The following is a 15,687-nucleotide window of genomic DNA, read 5'->3' on the forward strand; positions in this document are numbered from 1 at the left end:
ATGCTGAGTTATCTTGACGATTTGGATCAAGAACTTGCATCACAGCCAGGGTTCAAGAAACCCCCAATCCGCACGGTCACAAAGAAGATTACAACCAGCACAACAGATTCTGCGTGTGGCTATATCCACCACGGGAGCAAACGAGGTGTGGGGTACCTCTTGGAAGCGACCGTAGATTGTAAACATGGGATCATTACAGGGGCCGATGTATTCCCGGCAAATGAAAAAGAAAGCCTTTTGGTTTTGCGGCATCTGGAACGGCAGAAAAAGCAGTTGGGCCTGTCTATGGAGAAAGTTGCTTTAGACAGAGGGTACGACACTGGTGCTGTTCACAGGGGGTTGGAACTATTGGGAATTACCGGTTACATTCCCGCATCCGCTTTCCCAATGACCCAAGTAAATATGGGTTTTCATATGATCCGCAACAGGATACATTTATTTGCCCAATGGGACAATCTCTTCCATATCACCGTCTGAACTGCAATAAGTCCACAGGGAAATATCTTCGTTGTTACCAGGTGCAGGGAGATGTCTGCCAGAAATGCACTTCCCGTAAGACTTGTTTTAATACGACCGGGGTGCGCAGAAGAATTTTGGCCAGCAGCTGCTATCCCGCGTTTTACAGAGGGCATTTAAGGGTCAATACCCCGGAATACCTGTGCATGATGAGAAAACGGAAAATATGGGTCGAAGGCAGTTTTGCCGCTATGAAAAGAGAGCATAACCTTTTAAAAATTAGGAAACGAGGCATTCTCGCAGCAAACGAGGAATGCCTCCTGTCTGCCATGGCATTAAACCTCAAGAGGATGGCCAATGCCATCTTTTCTGCAATATATATGGATAAAATGTGGGCTGAGACTATTATTTCTCAGCCCACATTTTATCTTTGTCAACAGGTCCCCTATTCTACCTTATCAGGCGTAGGGACGCGTTTCCGCTTACCTTGGTGGCACCAAAGGCAACCTCTGGCTAAGCCGTAATCTCATTAAGATAAGCACTCCAACGCAGCGCCTTCGGGAAAAAACTCCGGAGGCGGCTTAGCAAATACACGCAGCAAGAAAGAGGGCATGACAAAAACACGGAGTTATCCTCCACAAAAAATAAATATAAAGCGTTCTCAAATCATCCGGTACTGAAAAGAGGCCGGACGCTTTAGCCGGTGACGCATAAGGAAAGAACAAAATTGTGCAGACAGACGGCTAAACGGGCAATGGTTTCAAGCACAATGCACAAAAAAGGCACACTGTTTTGAACGGTGTCCCTTTTTTGCACCCATTTCTGGATAGCTGTCCCCAGGAAGGGGGTGAAAACATGGCCGAGCCGGGTGCATTGGATTACTTTTACGGAACCGAGGCAGAGCAATATACCTTTTACCGGATTCCGAAGGTGTTGTTTACCGACCCCGGCTTCCGGCGGATAACAGCAGACGCGAAAATCCTGTATGGCCTGATGTTGGATCGCATGGGGCTGTCCATACGCAACAACTGGCTGGACGAACAGGAGCGCGTGTTTATCTACTTCACGTTGGAAGAAGCAATGGACGCGATGTGCTGCGGCCATAACAAGGCGGTGTCCCTGTTCACCGAGTTGGACAAGGTGGGCCTGATCGAGCGCAAGAAGCAGGGCCAGGGCCGACCCACAAAAATCTACGTCAAGAACTTCATCCGGAAAGAGGAAGTCAAGACTTCCGAAAACCGGAACTCTTGACTTCCGAAAATCGGACACAATCAATACTGATAATAAAAAGACTGATCTGAGCGATACTGATCCATCTATCTATCCGGCGGCACGGCCTCCGGAAGATAGACCGCCTATGGCGGCTGATACGATGGATACGATACGAGCCTACTTTCGTACATTACGCTACTTATCCTCACTTCAAAAAAGTTTCCTTAAGCGTCCTCGCCTTTACGCGCATATTTCTTGGTTTTTGCTGTCCAGGGCGTGCAGGGAGCAGGAATTTTGCCATCAAAGGCTCTACTATGGCAGCGGGAACGAAATCAAGCAGAAATTCCCGTGCAATGTGAGTGGCAAAGGTGGCGTTGATACGGCAGAGATGCCGGCCCTTCGGTTGCGTAAAGACATTCTGGAGATGAAACAGGGCGGCGAAATTATAGTGCGTCATTTTGGCGAAGATCTCCTGCTCAATGAATGGGCGCTTTTTAGCATGAAAGTGTGTCAATGCCAGGGTGTGCTTCAAGTCCTGAAAAGATGTCTCGACTCCCCAGCGTTTGTGGTAAAGCGCGCAGAGTAGCGGAGGTGGGAAGCGGTCTGCTGGAAGATTGGTGATCACAGTCTCGTACAGGCCCTCTTTGACTGCAAATCTGACCACTCGGAAGGAGATGGTATACAATGCATCGCTTGCGTTCCTGATATAGTCGAAACAAACCTTGCTGGGAATCCAACGGTATTTCTGAGGCTCCCGGCGGATACGGTTTGTGAGGCGTTTGGGCAGGAAATAGCTGAAAACGACATGGAATCCCGGTGTATCAGGCAGCTTAAGCCCTGAAAGTATGCTTTTGCGCGGATCAGATAGTTCCAGTTCTTCTGCTCTATATGAGCTGTGTTGTTGTATGCCTCATAGCCGCAGTCCGCTATAAGGATGGCCGGTTCTTTGAGCCAGGACCGGTCATCCAGCTCCGCAAGTGCCCGAGATTCGTGTTCCTCTCGGCCGTTTTGTATGACAGCGTCCAGATAGAGTTGATTTTTCAAGTCATACAGAGCGTTCAAATGCAGCAGGTTGTATCCGCGTCCATCTTTGGTGCTGTTAAAGTGGGTCATCTTGTCGTGAACGTTGCTTGGAATCTGCACATGGGAACCATCCACTGCCAGCAGTGTGTACCCGTTCCACCTTCGTATGGGACGGTTTTCGGAAGTAAACCGGCGCAAGATCTCTTCGAAGGCAGCAGGAAGGAGCCTTCCCCGCTGCTGAACGAAGGCCGATGTAGTTGCGGCTGCGTATGAAATCCCGTTTGGGATCGGCTGCATATGCAGATAGATCCTCTTTCAAATATTTGCAGAACAGACCAGACTGTATGCGAGACAGTCTGGTCTGTTCCTTATCTTAATGAGATTGCGGCTTAGCCGGAGATCTTGACTCAGGCGGGCATGGGAACCAGCTCAGCCCTCGTCCTTCTCCATCATGATGTCCAGGATGGTACGGTCGGTGGCAACCATGCCGGGGTTGCTCACCCGGCCCATATTGCGGATGGCCTGCTCGGGGGTGGAGGCGCAGATGCCGTCGCTGGCGCTGACCACCACGCCGCCCATGGCCAGGTAGGCGCTCATCACCGCGGCGGAGGAGGCGGTGGCCAGCTTGAGGGCGCAGCCGATCTTGCCGCCGTCGCAGATCATGCCGGTCAGATTGCCGCTCATGTTGATAATGGCGGCCCCCATCTGGGCGTCGTCGCCCCCCAGCAGCCACACCATGGCGGCGGAGGCGGCCGCCGCCGCGGACACGCCGCAGCCGCAGGTGGCGCTGAGCTTGCCAGTGAAGATCTTGATGTACACGTTGAGCAGGTGGGAGAACGCCAGGGCCTTCTCGGTGGCCTCCTTGCTGGCCCCCACGTGCTTGGCCATCTCCACCACGGGGATGATGGCGGTGATGCCGTGGTTGCCGCTGCCGGCGCTGCTCATGACCGCGTAGGGACAGCCGGACATACGGCCCTCGGCGCTGGAGGCCACCCGAACCATGATGTTGCTCATCAGGCTGGAGCCCATCACGTCGGTGGTCAGCTGGTTCTTGAGGGTGTCGGCGATGCCGATGCCCAGGCGGTTCTCCAGGCCGTAGTCGGAGAGGTTCTCGTTCATCTCGGCGCCGTCCATCATGAAGGAGAGCTCCTCCTCAGTGGCGGAGTCCACCAGCTCCCGGATCTGGGAGATGGTCATGTCCTTGAGCTTCTCATGGAGGGCGTCCTCGCCGTCCACGGTGTACTCCTTCTCAAAGAGCACCTGGTTATTGGCGCTGGTGTAGACGATGTTGGCGTGGGTGTTGCGGATGGTGCTGATGCCGATGCCCCGGGTGGTGATGATCTCGGCGTGGGCGTAGAGCTGAGTCTCCTCCTCGGCGATGGTGACGCTGACCTGCTTCTCCTCCACCAGGCGGGTGGCCTCCTTGCTGACGATGCTGTTGATCTCCTCCAGCAGCTGCAGGCCCTTCTCCGGGTTACCCAGGCAGGCGCCCAGGGCGGCGGCGTACTTCAGGCCCACCCGGTTGAAGCCGGGGATGCCCACGCTCATGCCGTTCTTATAGATGCCGGGGTTGACCTCCATCTTGATGGATACCACCTGGCCGCCGATGGCGTGGTAGGCGTCGGCGGCGCACAGGGCCACGCACACGGGCTCGGTGCAGCCCAGGGCGGGGACAACCTCCTGGCGCAGCAGGGTGAGCATTTCTTCCTTGGTCAGTTGATTCATTGCGATTCTCTCCTTTTCAGTCGCCCCGGCCGGGCGGCTTTGTTTTCTGCACTGACAGATATGCAACCGGCGTGCCAACTCATTTCAGCGGGAAAAAGAGGGGAAAAACGGGGAAAATCGGCCTCTGGGACTTGACAAAGGGGCGGGCAGCGGCCAAAATAGGTGTTAAATCGGTTAAACTGGTCAAAGAAATTGGCCAGATAAGGAGGGCCTTCCCTTGAAAAAGAATGTGGCGGTCATCTCCCTGGATGCCTATGCCGGGCAGTTCTATGCCCAGCAGGTACAGAAACTCTTCGGCGACCGGATTGCCGTGTGCTCCTACAGTGTGCGGGACGGCTCGGTGGAGCACATGCCCCGCAAGTACGACCTCTATATGGTCACCACCGACGCCTTCGACTCCCTGGGAGATATGCACCGCTATGTGCCCATCGACGGGGAGATGATGGAGATCCACGTCACCCTCCGCTGGGACGTGGTGCACAGGCTCCAGGCCCTGCCCGCCGGCAAAAAGGTTCTGTTCGTCAACCTGAGCGACAAGATGTGCCGGGAGGCGGTGACCCGCCTCAACCAGCTGGGGGTGAACCAGCTGGACTTCGATCTCTACCATCCCGGTGCGCCGGAGCCGGATATGAGCCAGTATGACTTTGTGATCACCCCCCAGGAGACCCGCTATGTCCCCGCCGGAGCCAGGGAGATCATCGACATCGGCCAGCGGGTGTGCGACAGCTCCACCATGATCGAGGCGGCCCTCCGCCTGGGCTTCGAGGAGCTGCTGGAGACCCCGGAGTTTGAGCAGTACCAGCGGGATGTGGCCGCCAATACCTACAGCTTCGACCGGGTGTTCGCCAGGGGCCTGCGGCTGGAGAGCCAGTTTGAGATCCTCATGGAGATTCTGGACGAGGGTATCGTGGGGGTCAACGAGCGGGGAGAGGTGTTTGCCAGCAACCACAAGCTGGAGGAGATCACCGGCATCCCCGGGGCCCGGGCCCTCCAGCACCCGGCGTCGGAGGTGTACCCCTTCGTCCCCTTTGCCAGATGCCTGGCCGAGCGGGCCCCCCAGCCCGCCCAGGTGGTGAGCGCCAACGGCGTCAACATGAACGTGGCGGTGGCGCCGGTGCTCCGGGGGGGCGCCTGCATCGGGGCGTTTGCCACGGTGCAGCGGTTCAGCGACGCGGAGAACCGGCAGAACGAGCTGCGCAGCCAGCTGCTCCACAAGGGCTACCGGGCCAAGTACACCTTTGACGACGTGGTGGGCCAGTCACCGGCCATCCGGCGGTGCATCACCATATTAAAGAAGATGTCCCTCACCCAGCTCCCCGTCCTCCTCATCGGGGAGACGGGCACCGGCAAGGAGCTCTTTGCCCACGCGGTTCACAACGCCTCTCCCCGGGCAAACGGGCCCTTTGTAGCCATCAACTGCGCCGCCATGCCGGAAAACCTGCTGGAGAGCGAACTGTTCGGCTACGAGGAGGGGGCCTTCACCGGCGCCCGGAAGGGGGGCAAGCCCGGCCTGTTCGAGTTCGCCCACAAGGGCACCCTGTTTCTGGACGAGGTGGAGGGCATGAGCACCGCCCTCCAGTGCAAGCTGCTGCGGGTGCTCCAGGAGCGGGAGATCATGCGGGTGGGGGGCAACCGCATCGTCTCGGTGGACGTGCGCATCGTGGCAGCCACCAACGAAAACCTGGACAAGATGGTGGAGGAGGGCACCTTCCGGCGGGATCTCTACTACCGCCTCAACACCCTGCCCGTGCTGATCCCGCCCCTGCGGGAGCGGGAGGGGGATCTGCTGCTGCTCATCGACCACTTCCGAAAGGGCATTGGCGCCTCCTTCACCCTGTCGCCCGAGCTGGAGCGGCTGCTGCTCACCCACCAGTGGCGGGGGAATATCCGGGAGCTGCGCAACGTGGTGGAGTATTTCAGCTATACCGGCAGCCCGGTGGTGGGGCCGGAAGAGCTGCCGCCCACCTTTCACTATCTGCCCGCCGGCCTGCCGGAGGCCGGCGGGGCCGGGGCGCAGCCCCCGCGGCTGGCGGACTGCCCCCAGGAGGACGAGCGGTTTGTACTCTCCCGGCTCTACCAGGCCGACCGGGAGGGGCACAGCCTGGGCCGGGACGCCATCCTGGCCGCCGCCAAGGCGGCGGGGCTGCCCTGCTCCCAGCAGGAGGTGCGGCGCATCCTCTCCGCCCTGGATCAGGCGGGCCTGGCCCGGGTGAGCCGGGGGAGAGGGGGCACACGGCTCACCCCAGCTGGCCGGGCTCTGTGCCGCCGGCTGGAAACGGAGGAGAAGCTCTGAATTGGTTTGACCGATTTAACCTTTTTAACCGATTTAACCTGTTTCTCCGGCTTGCGTCGGGGGCGCCGCCGGACACTGGTAAGAGTGTCCGGCGGCGCTTTTATCTGTTTTATACAAAGGCAGAGAGTAGAAATTGTGTAGATCGGATAATATTGCGGAAGCTGGCATAGTTCGGCACGCCGATTGCTTAAAACAGGGGCAAGCGTACAGCCTGAAATAAAAACCCAATCCAGAGAAGGAAAGGCAGGTAAGCAGCGATGAAGTATGATTTTGATGTGGTGGTTGACCGCAGCAAAAACTGCGCGGCCAAGTACGATGAGCGGAAGAAGAAATTCGGCACCGATGACGTCATCCCCCTGTGGATCGCCGACATGGACTTCAAGACCGCCCAGCCCATCATTGACGCCCTGGGCAAGCGGGCCCAGGAGGGCATCTGGGGCTACACCAGCCGCCCGGACTCCTATTTTGAGGCCATCCGGGGCTGGCAGAAGCGCCGCAACGGCTGGGACATCGACCAGAGCCTGATGAGCTTCAGCCTGGGCGTGGTGCAGACCATCAGCGCCATGGTGAAGCTGTTCACTCCCGAGGGGGGCAGCGTGCTCATCCAGACCCCGGTGTACTCCGAGTTCTACGACATGACCGAGGCGTGGAACCGCAGGGTACTGGAGAACCAGTTTATTGAGAAGGACGGCAAGTGGGAGATGGACTGGGCCGACTTTGAGGCCAAGCTGGAGGAGGCCGACCTGTTCCTGCTGTGCAACCCCCACAACCCCCTGGGCATTGTCTGGACGCCCGAGGAGCTGCGCCGCATGGTGGAGCTGTGCATGAAGCACCATGTGGTTCTGTTCTCCGACGAGATCCACTCCGACCTGATCTTCCACGGCAAGAAGCACACCCCCACCGCCACCGTGTCCCCCGAGGCCGCCCGGTACGTGGTCACCGGCATCTCCGGCACCAAGACCTTCAACCTGGCGGGCCTGCAGGCCTCCACCGCGGTGTTCCCCAACGCCCACATGAAGCAGGTCTTTGACCACTACTGGCAGTGCATGGACATCCACCGCAACAACGCCTTCTCCCTCACCGCCATGCAGGCCGCCTTCAACGAGGGCGAGGAGTGGCTGGAGCAGCTGCTGGCCTATCTGTCCGACAACTTCGACTTCGTGGTCAACTACTGCAGGGAGCACATCCCCCAGATCAAGACCTACGCCCCCGACGCCACCTACCTGATGTGGCTGGACTGCCGGGAGCTGGGCCTGGACAACGAGGCGCTGCGCCGCTTCATGATCGAGAAGGCCAAGCTGGGCCTCAACGAGGGCTACACCTTCGGCCGCAGCCTGAGCGGCTACATGCGGCTCAACGCCGCCTGCCCCCGCAGCGTGCTGGAGCAGGCCATGAAGCAGCTGGAGGCGGCGGTCAAGTCCCTGTGACCATTTGAAAAGAGATTGGTAAAATGAGGAGGAGCCTTTTATGGCAACCATTCAAAAGAAGAGCTTCTGGCAGCAGTACGGAAGCCTGATCCTGATCCTGGGCGGCATCATCATCGGCGCCGTCATCGGGGCCTTTGCCCCCGCCGTGGGCACCACCATCAAGCCCATCGGCGACATCTTCCTGAACCTGCTGTTCACCATCGTGGTTCCCCTGGTGTTCGTGTCCATCGCCTCCGCGGTTGGCAGCATGGCCAACATGAAGCGGCTGGGCAAGATCCTGGGCTCCACCATCGGCACTTTCATCTTCACCGGCCTGATCGCCGCGGCCTGTGTGCTGCTGTGGGTGAACCTGTTCAGCCCTTCCGCCGGCACCTCCATCCAGCTGACGGCCGGCGAGGCCGGCGAGGCCCAGAGCGCCGGCGAGCTGCTGGTCAGCACCCTGACCGTGTCCGACTTCTCCGATCTGTGGGATAAGTCCAACATGCTGCCCCTGATCATCTTTGCCATCATCTTCGGCTTCTGTGTGTCCGCCTGCGGCGGCGACGAGAGCCCCATGGGCAAGCTGCTCATGAACCTGAACGACATCATCATGAAGTTCGTGGGCGTCATCATGTTCATCGCCCCCATCGGCCTGGGCGCCTACTTCGCCAATCTGGTGGCCACCTACGGCCCGGAGATCGTGGGCGACTACGGCCGCTCCATGCTGGTCTACTACCCCCTGTGCCTGCTGTACGGCGTTATTTTCTTCCCCCTGTACGCCTTCCTGGCCGGCGGCAAGCTGGGCGTGAAGCGGATGATCAAGAACATCTTCCCGCCCGCCATCACCGCCTTCGCCACCCAGTCCTCCGCCGCCACCATCCCCGTGAACAAGGAAGCCTGTGACAACATCGGCGTGCCCAAGGACGTCAGCGATCTGGTGCTGCCCATGGGCTGCACCATGCACATGGACGGCTCCGTCCTCAGCTCCATCGTGAAGATCGCCTTCCTCTACGGCATCTTCGGCATGGACTTCACCGGCGCGGGCACCTACGCCATGGCCATCGTGGTGGCCATCCTGTCCGCCTTCGTGCTCTCCGGAGCCCCCGGCGGCGGCCTGGTGGGCGAGATGCTCATCGTCAGCATGTTCAACTTCCCCGCCGAGGCTTTCCCCATCATTGCCACCCTGGGCTTCATCTTTGACCCCGCCGCCACCTGCCTGAACTCCTCTGGCGACACCATTGCCTCCATGATGGTCACCCGCCTGGTGGAGGGCAAGGACTGGCTGGTCAAGGCTGTGGCCGCCAAGAAGGGGCAGAGCCAGGAGTAATCCGTTCCTGACGCGCCCGGCATCAATCCCGTAAGGAGGTATTGTTTCATGAAAGTCACTGTAATCGGCAGCCATCTGTGCCCCGATACCCTGTATGCCTTGAATCGCCTGGTGGAGGCCAAGGCGGACATTGACTTCAAGAACCTGTCCGCCAGCCTGTCCGACCTCAAGGCCTATCTGGCCCTGCGGGAGAGCAGCCCCGTGTTTGACGGCCCCAAGGCCAGGGGCTCCCTGGGCATCCCCTGCTTTGTCCTGGAGGACGGCACCGTCACTCTGGAGCTGGAGAAGGTTCTGGGCTGATTCAATCAGATACAGATATAGAAACAAGCAGCGCCCGCCGGAATCCCGGCGGGCGCTGCTCTGTGCTCGGGCTTATTGGGAAACGGCGGCGGGGGAGAGGAGCAGGGCCTCCAGCTCCGCCGGGCTGCCCACAATCTGCCGGGCGCCGTGGGCCGACAGGAACCCGGCGTCCCGGAAGCCCCAGCTCACCGAGATGCAGGGCAGGCCGGCGTTTTGGGCGGTGGCGATGTCCACGTCGGAGTCGCCCACGTACACCGCCCCCGCCGGCTCTGCCTCCAGCTCCGCCAGGGCGCGGAACACCGTGTCCGGGGCGGGCTTGCGGGCCACACCCTGGGACTCGCCGATGGCCACGGGGAGCCGGTCGCCGAAGTAGTTCTGGCACAGCCCCTTCACCGCCCCGTCGAACTTGTTGGACACCACGGCGGTGCGGATGCCCGCGGCCTGGAGGTGCTCCAGCAGTGCCGGAACGCCGGGATAGGGGGCGGTCTTGTTCTCCATGTTCAGCAGATAGTGGGCCCGGAAGTCGGCCAGACAGGCGGCCTCCTCCTCCGCCGGGGTGCCCTCGGGCACCGCCAGGTGGATCAGCCGCCCCACCCCGTTGCCCACAAAGGTGCGCACCTCCTCCAGGGTGCGGGCGGGCATGCGGTGGACGGACAGGGCGTAGTTGGTGCTGTCGGCCAGATCCTGGAGGGTGTCCAGCAGGGTGCCGTCCAGGTCGAAAATCACGGTCTGATAGGGATACATGTCATTGGTGCCTCCTGTGGGATAGTTCCGTTGGACGGGCTATATGATACCACAGAAGGGGGAGGAGCGGAAGAGGGAAGCGAGCAAAAATCCCAGCAGGCCGCAGCCGGGGAAAGTCCACAGCCAGGTTCGGACAATCCGCCCTGCCACCGCCCGGTTTACCCCGCCGCCCGCCCCGGCCCCCAGGATGGCGGCGGTCTTGGCGTGGGTGGTGCTCACCGGCAGGCCCGCCAGCGTGCAGAAGAGCAGGCAGAGCCCGCCCCCCAGATCGGCGGCCAGCCCCTCCGCCGGCCCCAGGCGCACCATGTCCCGGCCTACCGTGTCCACAATCCTGCGGCCCCCCAGGGCGGTACCCAGTGCCATGACGGCGGCGCAGAGGAGGGTGAGCCCCGGCTCCGGCGCAAAGCCCGCCGTATGCCCCCCAGCCAGAGAGGCGGCCAGGAGAAAGACCCCCAAAAACTTCTGCCCGTCCTGGGCCCCGTGGAGGAAGGCCATAACCGCCGCCCCGGCGATCTGCCCCCGGCGGCACAGGGCGGGGGAGGGGCGCAGGCGCCCCGCCAGGCGGCGGCATGCCGCCCCGGCCAGCCACCCCAGCAGCAGGGAGCCCGCCAGCCCCAGCAGGATCCTTCCCCAGGGCCCGGGCCGCAGGTTGGAGAGTCCTCCGGGCAGGGCCAGGGCCGCGCCGGACAGCCCCGCCGCCAGGGCGTGGCTCTCGCTGGTGGGCACGCCGAACCGCCACGCTGCCGCCGCCCACACCACAATGGCGCACAGGGCCGCGCACAGGGCGGGGAGGGCATCCGCCGGCGACGAACCGAAGTCCGCCATGTCATACAGCGTTTCCGCCACCGAGGCGTTTACCGCCGTCATCACCAGGGCACCCAGCAGGTTGCACGCCGCCGCCAGCAGGGCTGCCCGGCGGAAGGACAGAGCGCCGGCGCCCACCGCCGCGGCGATGGCGTTGGGTGCATCCGTCCAGCCGTTGACCAGCACCACCGCCAGCACCAGGGCGCAGGTGAGGGACAGCACAGGATTTTGGCTGGCCTGGGAAAAAAGAGCAGAGAGAGACAAGCAAACACCTCCTGTCCCCATTCTACGGGGACAGGAGGTGCGGTATGAATCGCCCGCCGCCGTTAATACAGCCCGATGGTGCGCAGGATCCGGATCACCTGCCCGGCCCGGACAGACCAAGCGGCCTGCCGGGCGTGTTCCCGTCGGCGCTCCCTGGCCCAGCTGCCGGTCTCCTCCAGAGCCCGGCGGCACAGCCGGGCGAACTCCTCGTCCGTGTGGGCGGTGTAGACCACGTCGGGGAAGGGCTCCACCTGGTCGGGGGGCAGGAGGGTGACAATGGGGAGGCCGGTAGCCAGATACTCATAGAGACGGGGGGAGAGAATGTCGTTTTTCAGGTTGTCCAGCCGGAGAAAGTCCAGGCACACGTCGAACCGGGCCAGGTAGTCGGGCACCTCCACCGGCCGGCGGGCGCCCAGAAAGCGCACGTTGGGCAGACGCTCCAGCGCGTCGGCGGCAGGGTTGTCCCTCCGCCGGCCCAGAAAGAGGAAGGAGGCGTCCGGCATGGCCCGGGCGGCGCGAAGGGCGGGGGAGAGGTCCAGATCGGGCCAGATGGTACCCACGTACCCCAGCACCGGGCCGGTAAGCCCCCGCAACTCCGGCGGGCACTCGGCGGGGGTGCGGGTGAACATGGGGAAGTTGACCCCGTTGGGCAGCAGGGCGATGTTGTCGTTGCAGGGGGACAGGTGGTCCACCAGCCCCGGCGAGGCGGCGAACACCACGTCGGCGGCCAGGGCCAGATCGCTCTCCCACCGGAGGGGCAGGTCGAACCAGTCCCGGTCGCAGTCGTACACAAGCCCCTGGTGGGGCAGCCGCTCCAGCAGGTGGATCTGCTCCGGATCGGTGCACCACAGCAGGGGCTCCTTGAACCGGTGGCGCTCCATCTGGCGGAGGATGAACCGGGCCAGCCAGCGCCACCGCTGCCGGTGGAGCAGGGCGTGGCGGGGCGCTACCTCGGGCAGAGGCGGGAGGGTGCACACGGTCAGGCCGGGGCGCATCTGGCGGTCGGGCTGCCGCTTCCGGCGGCCCGGAGGCTCGAAGAAGAGCACCTGGGCGTCCTTCAGGCGGATCATCAGCTGCTGGGTGCGGGTGGGCACCGCCCGCCACGGGTCAGAGGACAGGCAGAGGATCTGTCGCACCGCCGTCACCTCTCCAGCAGGGCCCGGGCGGTCTCACTGTTGCGCTCCTCCACCTGGCGCAGCCGCTCCACGCCGCCGGACAGGAACGCCTCGTCCCCGATACGGGCGCAGGCCGCGTCGATGTGGGCGCACAGGGCCTCTTTGGTGACGGCGCTCAGATCGGTGTAGAGATCCTGGCCGATGTAGGACAGGAAGGAGCTGATCTTCTGGTCGTACACCACGCCCACCAGGGGCACCCCCTGGCCGGCGGCGAACACCAGGGCGTGCAGGCGCATGGACACCACCACCTGCATCCGGGCGAACAGGCCGATGGTGTGGGCGGAGCTGCCGGTCTGATCCAGGATGTAGTGGGGGGCCTTCATGTGCTGGGCGGCCAGCTTGGCGGCCCCCACGTCCAGCCGCCGCTCGATGGGCAGGAACACGGGGGTGAGGCCGTATTTCTCATAGGCGTAGTCCGCCGCCGCGCCGAAGACGGCGGCCTTCTGCTCAAAGCCGGGCCAGGGCCGCAGGGCGAAGCCGATGTACCGGCCCCTGGGGTCGATGCCCTGGCTCTCCAGGATGCCGTCCACCACCTGCTCCGGGGCGGCGGGGAGGATCACCGTGGGGTCGGCGGAGAGAATAATCTTCGGGTTTGTCACCCCCATATCCTCCAGCTCCTCCCTGGAGTGGGTGTCCCGCAGGGTGATGGCATCCACGCTCTTCTGGAGCACCTTGGCCGCCCGGCGGCGGTTGGCGGGGGAGTGGATGGGCCCGATGCCGCAGCCGTACATCATCACCTGGCAGCCCAGACGCTTGGCCGCCGAGATGGTGAACAGGTAGAACCACAGGGAGCGGTGGCTGGTCACGTCCTGCATCAGGGAGCCGCCGCCGTTGATGTAGAGCCGGGTTTTGCCCATCCGCCGCAGGAAGCGGGGGAAGGCGAAGGTGTAGATGGAGTTGACCCGGTAGGTGAGGCGGGTGTCGTCCGGGTTGCGGGAGAGCACCCAGATGGGCAGATCCGGGTCGATCTGCCGCAGCTCGGTGACAATGGCCTCCAGGATGGCGTCGTCGCCGGCGTTGCCCCGGCCGTAGGCGCCGCACACCAGGGCCCCGTCCCGGCGGCCCCTGAGGTTTTTCTTCCGCTCCTGGCGGCGGAGAATGGTGCGGTAGATGGTCAGCTGCCGCTCCAGGGTGCTCTCCAGGGAGAAGTCGGCCTTGGCCCGCTGATAGAGCCGCTCCCCCAGGTGCTCCCGCAGAGTGGGATCCTGGGCCAGGGTCACCAGGTGCCGGGCCAGGCCCTCCGCGTCCCCCGCCTCGAAGAGCAGACCGTGGACGCCGTGCTCGATGAGGTAGGGCACGCCGCCCACCCGGCTGGCCACCGTGGGCAGGTGGGCCCGGGCCCCCTCGGTGAGGGAGTAGGGGAAGGTCTCGGACAGGGAGGTGAGGGTGTTGATGTCGATGGCGTGGTAGAAGCTGTCGGTGTCGGTGACCCAGCCGGCGAAGCACACCTGCTGTTCCACCCCCAGCTCCACGGAGAGCTTTTTCAGCATGTCCATCTGCTCCCCGTCGCCGGCGATGAGCAGCCGCAGGTTGGGACAGCTCCGGTGGGCGATGGCGAAGCCACGTACCAGGGTGCTGATGTCCTTGATCGGGTTGAGCCGGGCAGTGATGCCCACCACCACGCTGTCCCCGTCGGCCTGGAGCCCCACGCTCCTCCAGTATTCCTCCCGGCCCAGGGCGGGAGTGCGGGGGGTAAAGTCAATGCCGTTGTAGATGGTAAACAGCTTGTCCGGGTCAAAGCCCCGGCTGATGAGCAGGTTGGTCATGGCGTCGGACACGCCGATGCGGTAGTCCAGCAGCCGCAGGGCGATGGTGTTGATGGTGCCGTAGGTGAGGTGGGAGAAGGGGCGGCCCAGGTAGTCCAGGCGCCAGTCGGAGTGGACGGTGGTGACCACCGGTACCCCGGTGGAGCGCCGCAGCAGGGCCCCCATCATGTTGCCCCGGGCGCCGTGGCAGTGGATGATCTCATAGCCCTCCTCCCGGATCATCCGCTTGAGGGTGCGGTAGGTGCGCAGCAGGTTGCGCCCGGGGAGCACCACGGTGCGGATCCCCAGCTCCCGGGCCTCCTGGGCGAAGGGGCCCTCCATGAAGCACACCATGGTCACGTCAATGGTGCGGGTGAGGTTCTGGAGCAGGGAGTGGACATGGGTCTTGGCTCCGCCGCTGTCCCCGCCGGAGATCAGATGGATGACTTTCATAGAAAAACCTCCAGGGAAAGAAAAGACTTGTTTCCTGGTATGGATGTATGGTACAATATCCAAGTATCAGTAAAGATCATTGTACCAACTCTACAGACAATTTACAACCTCGGAGGCTGCAAAAGATGATCGACGAAAAGGGAAGACTGTTTGGTAAGATCAATATTGTGGATCTGATCGTGATCCTGGTGATCGTGATTGCCGCGGTGGTCGTGGGCATGAAGTTTTTGGGCGGCGGCAACGGAAACAGCGCCATCAACCCCAACAAGACCCCGGTGCGGTATACCGTGCTGGTGGAGGGGGTGGAACCGGAGGTCTATGAGAACATCCAGAAATACATCCCCGGCCAGCTGATGGCCTCCGGCGAGCTGCTGGACGGCTATGTCACCGGCGTGACGCCGGTGGAGGGCCGTGTGCATACCGCCACTGTGAACACCGCCGACGGCACACTGGAGATCCCTGTGAATGAAGGGAAACTGGATCTGATTTTTACCATCGAATGCAACGTGGTCAACTCCATCACCACCGAGATCGGCACCCAGGAGGTGCGGGTGGGGAAGATCCACACGGTCAAGACCGACAAGTTTGAACTGACCAACGGCATCATCCTGGACTGCAGCTGGGGTGAAGACGCGGAGAACGCGGGCGGCGCGGAATAAGCGAAGGCGCACAGAGGGCGGCGGCGGTTGTGCCGCCGCCCTTTTATTGTATCCCAAAACCACTCGCTAGGCGAGTGGTACAAAAAAGCCTATGGCGATAA

The 15,687-nt window shown here is 62.2% G+C and carries 13 protein-coding genes and 2 pseudogenes; 8 read left to right on the forward strand and 7 right to left on the reverse strand.

Annotation, left to right across the window (positions count from 1 at the left end; all coding sequences use genetic code 11):
- The 3 genes and pseudogenes from QZ378_RS08745 to QZ378_RS08755 form a co-directional block, all read left to right on the forward strand.
- Window positions 1-477: pseudogene (locus tag QZ378_RS08745) on the forward strand (hypothetical protein); the annotation flags it as partial.
- Window positions 447-980, forward strand: a complete 534-nt coding sequence (locus QZ378_RS08750) for a transposase (RefSeq protein WP_291257991.1) — start codon at window positions 447-449, stop codon at window positions 978-980. The pseudogene QZ378_RS08745 and the gene QZ378_RS08750, both read left to right, overlap by 31 nt.
- Before the next feature lie 331 nt (window positions 981-1,311).
- Window positions 1,312-1,707 carry a replication initiator protein A gene (locus QZ378_RS08755; RefSeq protein ID WP_291257992.1) on the forward strand — a complete coding sequence of 132 codons (396 nt, stop codon included), beginning with the start codon at window positions 1,312-1,314 and terminating at the stop codon, window positions 1,705-1,707.
- Window positions 1,708-1,873: 166 nt separating this feature from the next.
- On the opposite strand, the gene QZ378_RS08760 is transcribed toward QZ378_RS08755, so the two are convergent.
- The 3 genes and pseudogenes from QZ378_RS08760 to QZ378_RS08765 all read right to left on the reverse strand — a co-directional run bounded on the left by QZ378_RS08760 (window position 1,874) and on the right by QZ378_RS08765 (window position 4,416).
- Window positions 1,874-2,575, reverse strand: coding sequence for a transposase (locus QZ378_RS08760; protein ID WP_366935189.1), 702 nt, complete (start codon window positions 2,573-2,575; stop codon window positions 1,874-1,876).
- Window positions 2,518-2,988: pseudogene (locus QZ378_RS12990) on the reverse strand (transposase); the annotation flags it as partial. The pseudogene QZ378_RS12990 and the gene QZ378_RS08760, both read right to left, overlap by 58 nt.
- A gap of 132 nt (window positions 2,989-3,120) precedes the next feature.
- Window positions 3,121-4,416, reverse strand: coding sequence for a serine dehydratase subunit alpha family protein (locus tag QZ378_RS08765; RefSeq protein ID WP_191379787.1), 1,296 nt, complete (start codon window positions 4,414-4,416; stop codon window positions 3,121-3,123).
- Between the two features lie 217 nt (window positions 4,417-4,633).
- Here QZ378_RS08765 and QZ378_RS08770 point away from each other — a divergent pair, with 217 nt between their 5' ends.
- From QZ378_RS08770 to QZ378_RS08785, 4 genes are all read left to right on the forward strand, one after another.
- Window positions 4,634-6,709 (forward strand): sigma 54-interacting transcriptional regulator, encoded by a 2,076-nt coding sequence (locus QZ378_RS08770; RefSeq protein ID WP_291257993.1) that lies wholly within the window; start codon window positions 4,634-4,636, stop codon window positions 6,707-6,709.
- Between the two features lie 257 nt (window positions 6,710-6,966).
- Window positions 6,967-8,136: a MalY/PatB family protein gene (locus QZ378_RS08775; RefSeq protein ID WP_291257994.1), complete on the forward strand. Its 1,170-nt coding sequence runs from the start codon at window positions 6,967-6,969 to the stop codon at window positions 8,134-8,136.
- A 40-nt stretch (window positions 8,137-8,176) separates the two neighbouring features.
- On the forward strand, window positions 8,177-9,442 hold the full coding sequence (locus QZ378_RS08780; protein WP_291257995.1) for a dicarboxylate/amino acid:cation symporter: 1,266 nt from the start codon (window positions 8,177-8,179) through the stop codon (window positions 9,440-9,442).
- A gap of 48 nt (window positions 9,443-9,490) precedes the next feature.
- Entirely contained in the window at window positions 9,491-9,742 is a 252-nt protein-coding gene (locus tag QZ378_RS08785; RefSeq protein ID WP_087241458.1) for a glutaredoxin, read from the forward strand.
- Window positions 9,743-9,814: 72 nt separating this feature from the next.
- On the opposite strand, the gene QZ378_RS08790 is transcribed toward QZ378_RS08785, so the two are convergent.
- The 4 genes from QZ378_RS08790 to csaB form a co-directional block, all read right to left on the reverse strand.
- Window positions 9,815-10,486: an HAD-IA family hydrolase gene (locus tag QZ378_RS08790; protein WP_191529590.1), complete on the reverse strand. Its 672-nt coding sequence runs from the start codon at window positions 10,484-10,486 to the stop codon at window positions 9,815-9,817.
- Window positions 10,487-10,525: 39 nt separating this feature from the next.
- Window positions 10,526-11,554, reverse strand: a complete 1,029-nt coding sequence (locus tag QZ378_RS08795; protein WP_366935186.1) for an inorganic phosphate transporter — start codon at window positions 11,552-11,554, stop codon at window positions 10,526-10,528.
- A gap of 62 nt (window positions 11,555-11,616) precedes the next feature.
- A complete protein-coding gene (locus QZ378_RS08800; protein ID WP_291257997.1) occupies window positions 11,617-12,690 on the reverse strand; it encodes a hypothetical protein in 1,074 nt (357 codons plus the stop codon).
- 5 nt (window positions 12,691-12,695) lie between these two features.
- A complete protein-coding gene (gene csaB, locus QZ378_RS08805) occupies window positions 12,696-14,927 on the reverse strand; it encodes a polysaccharide pyruvyl transferase CsaB (protein ID WP_291257998.1) in 2,232 nt (743 codons plus the stop codon).
- 125 nt (window positions 14,928-15,052) lie between these two features.
- Here csaB and QZ378_RS08810 point away from each other — a divergent pair, with 125 nt between their 5' ends.
- The gene (locus QZ378_RS08810; RefSeq protein ID WP_191379780.1) at window positions 15,053-15,586 is read left to right on the forward strand and encodes a DUF4330 domain-containing protein; all 534 of its coding nucleotides are present in this window, start codon (window positions 15,053-15,055) and stop codon (window positions 15,584-15,586) included.
- Window positions 15,587-15,687 lie beyond the last annotated feature (101 nt).

Source organism: Flavonifractor sp. (genome assembly GCF_019422385.1).
In the GTDB taxonomy this organism is placed as follows: domain Bacteria; phylum Bacillota; class Clostridia; order Oscillospirales; family Oscillospiraceae; genus Flavonifractor; species Flavonifractor avistercoris.

Excerpts from the sequence above, each read along its gene's own strand:
- QZ378_RS08775 (WP_291257994.1), top strand. The coding sequence starts at position 6,967 with ATGAAGTATGATTTTGATGTGGTGGTTGACCGCAGCAAAAACTGCGCG.
- csaB (WP_291257998.1), bottom strand. The coding sequence starts at position 14,927 with ATGAAAGTCATCCATCTGATCTCCGGCGGGGACAGCGGCGGAGCCAAG.
- QZ378_RS08755 (WP_291257992.1), top strand. The coding sequence starts at position 1,312 with ATGGCCGAGCCGGGTGCATTGGATTACTTTTACGGAACCGAGGCAGAG.
- QZ378_RS08790 (WP_191529590.1), bottom strand. The coding sequence starts at position 10,486 with ATGTATCCCTATCAGACCGTGATTTTCGACCTGGACGGCACCCTGCTG.
- QZ378_RS08810 (WP_191379780.1), top strand. The coding sequence starts at position 15,053 with ATGATCGACGAAAAGGGAAGACTGTTTGGTAAGATCAATATTGTGGAT.
- QZ378_RS08785 (WP_087241458.1), top strand. The coding sequence starts at position 9,491 with ATGAAAGTCACTGTAATCGGCAGCCATCTGTGCCCCGATACCCTGTAT.
- QZ378_RS08780 (WP_291257995.1), top strand. The coding sequence starts at position 8,177 with ATGGCAACCATTCAAAAGAAGAGCTTCTGGCAGCAGTACGGAAGCCTG.
- QZ378_RS08750 (WP_291257991.1), top strand. The coding sequence starts at position 447 with ATGGGACAATCTCTTCCATATCACCGTCTGAACTGCAATAAGTCCACA.
- QZ378_RS08765 (WP_191379787.1), bottom strand. The coding sequence starts at position 4,416 with ATGAATCAACTGACCAAGGAAGAAATGCTCACCCTGCTGCGCCAGGAG.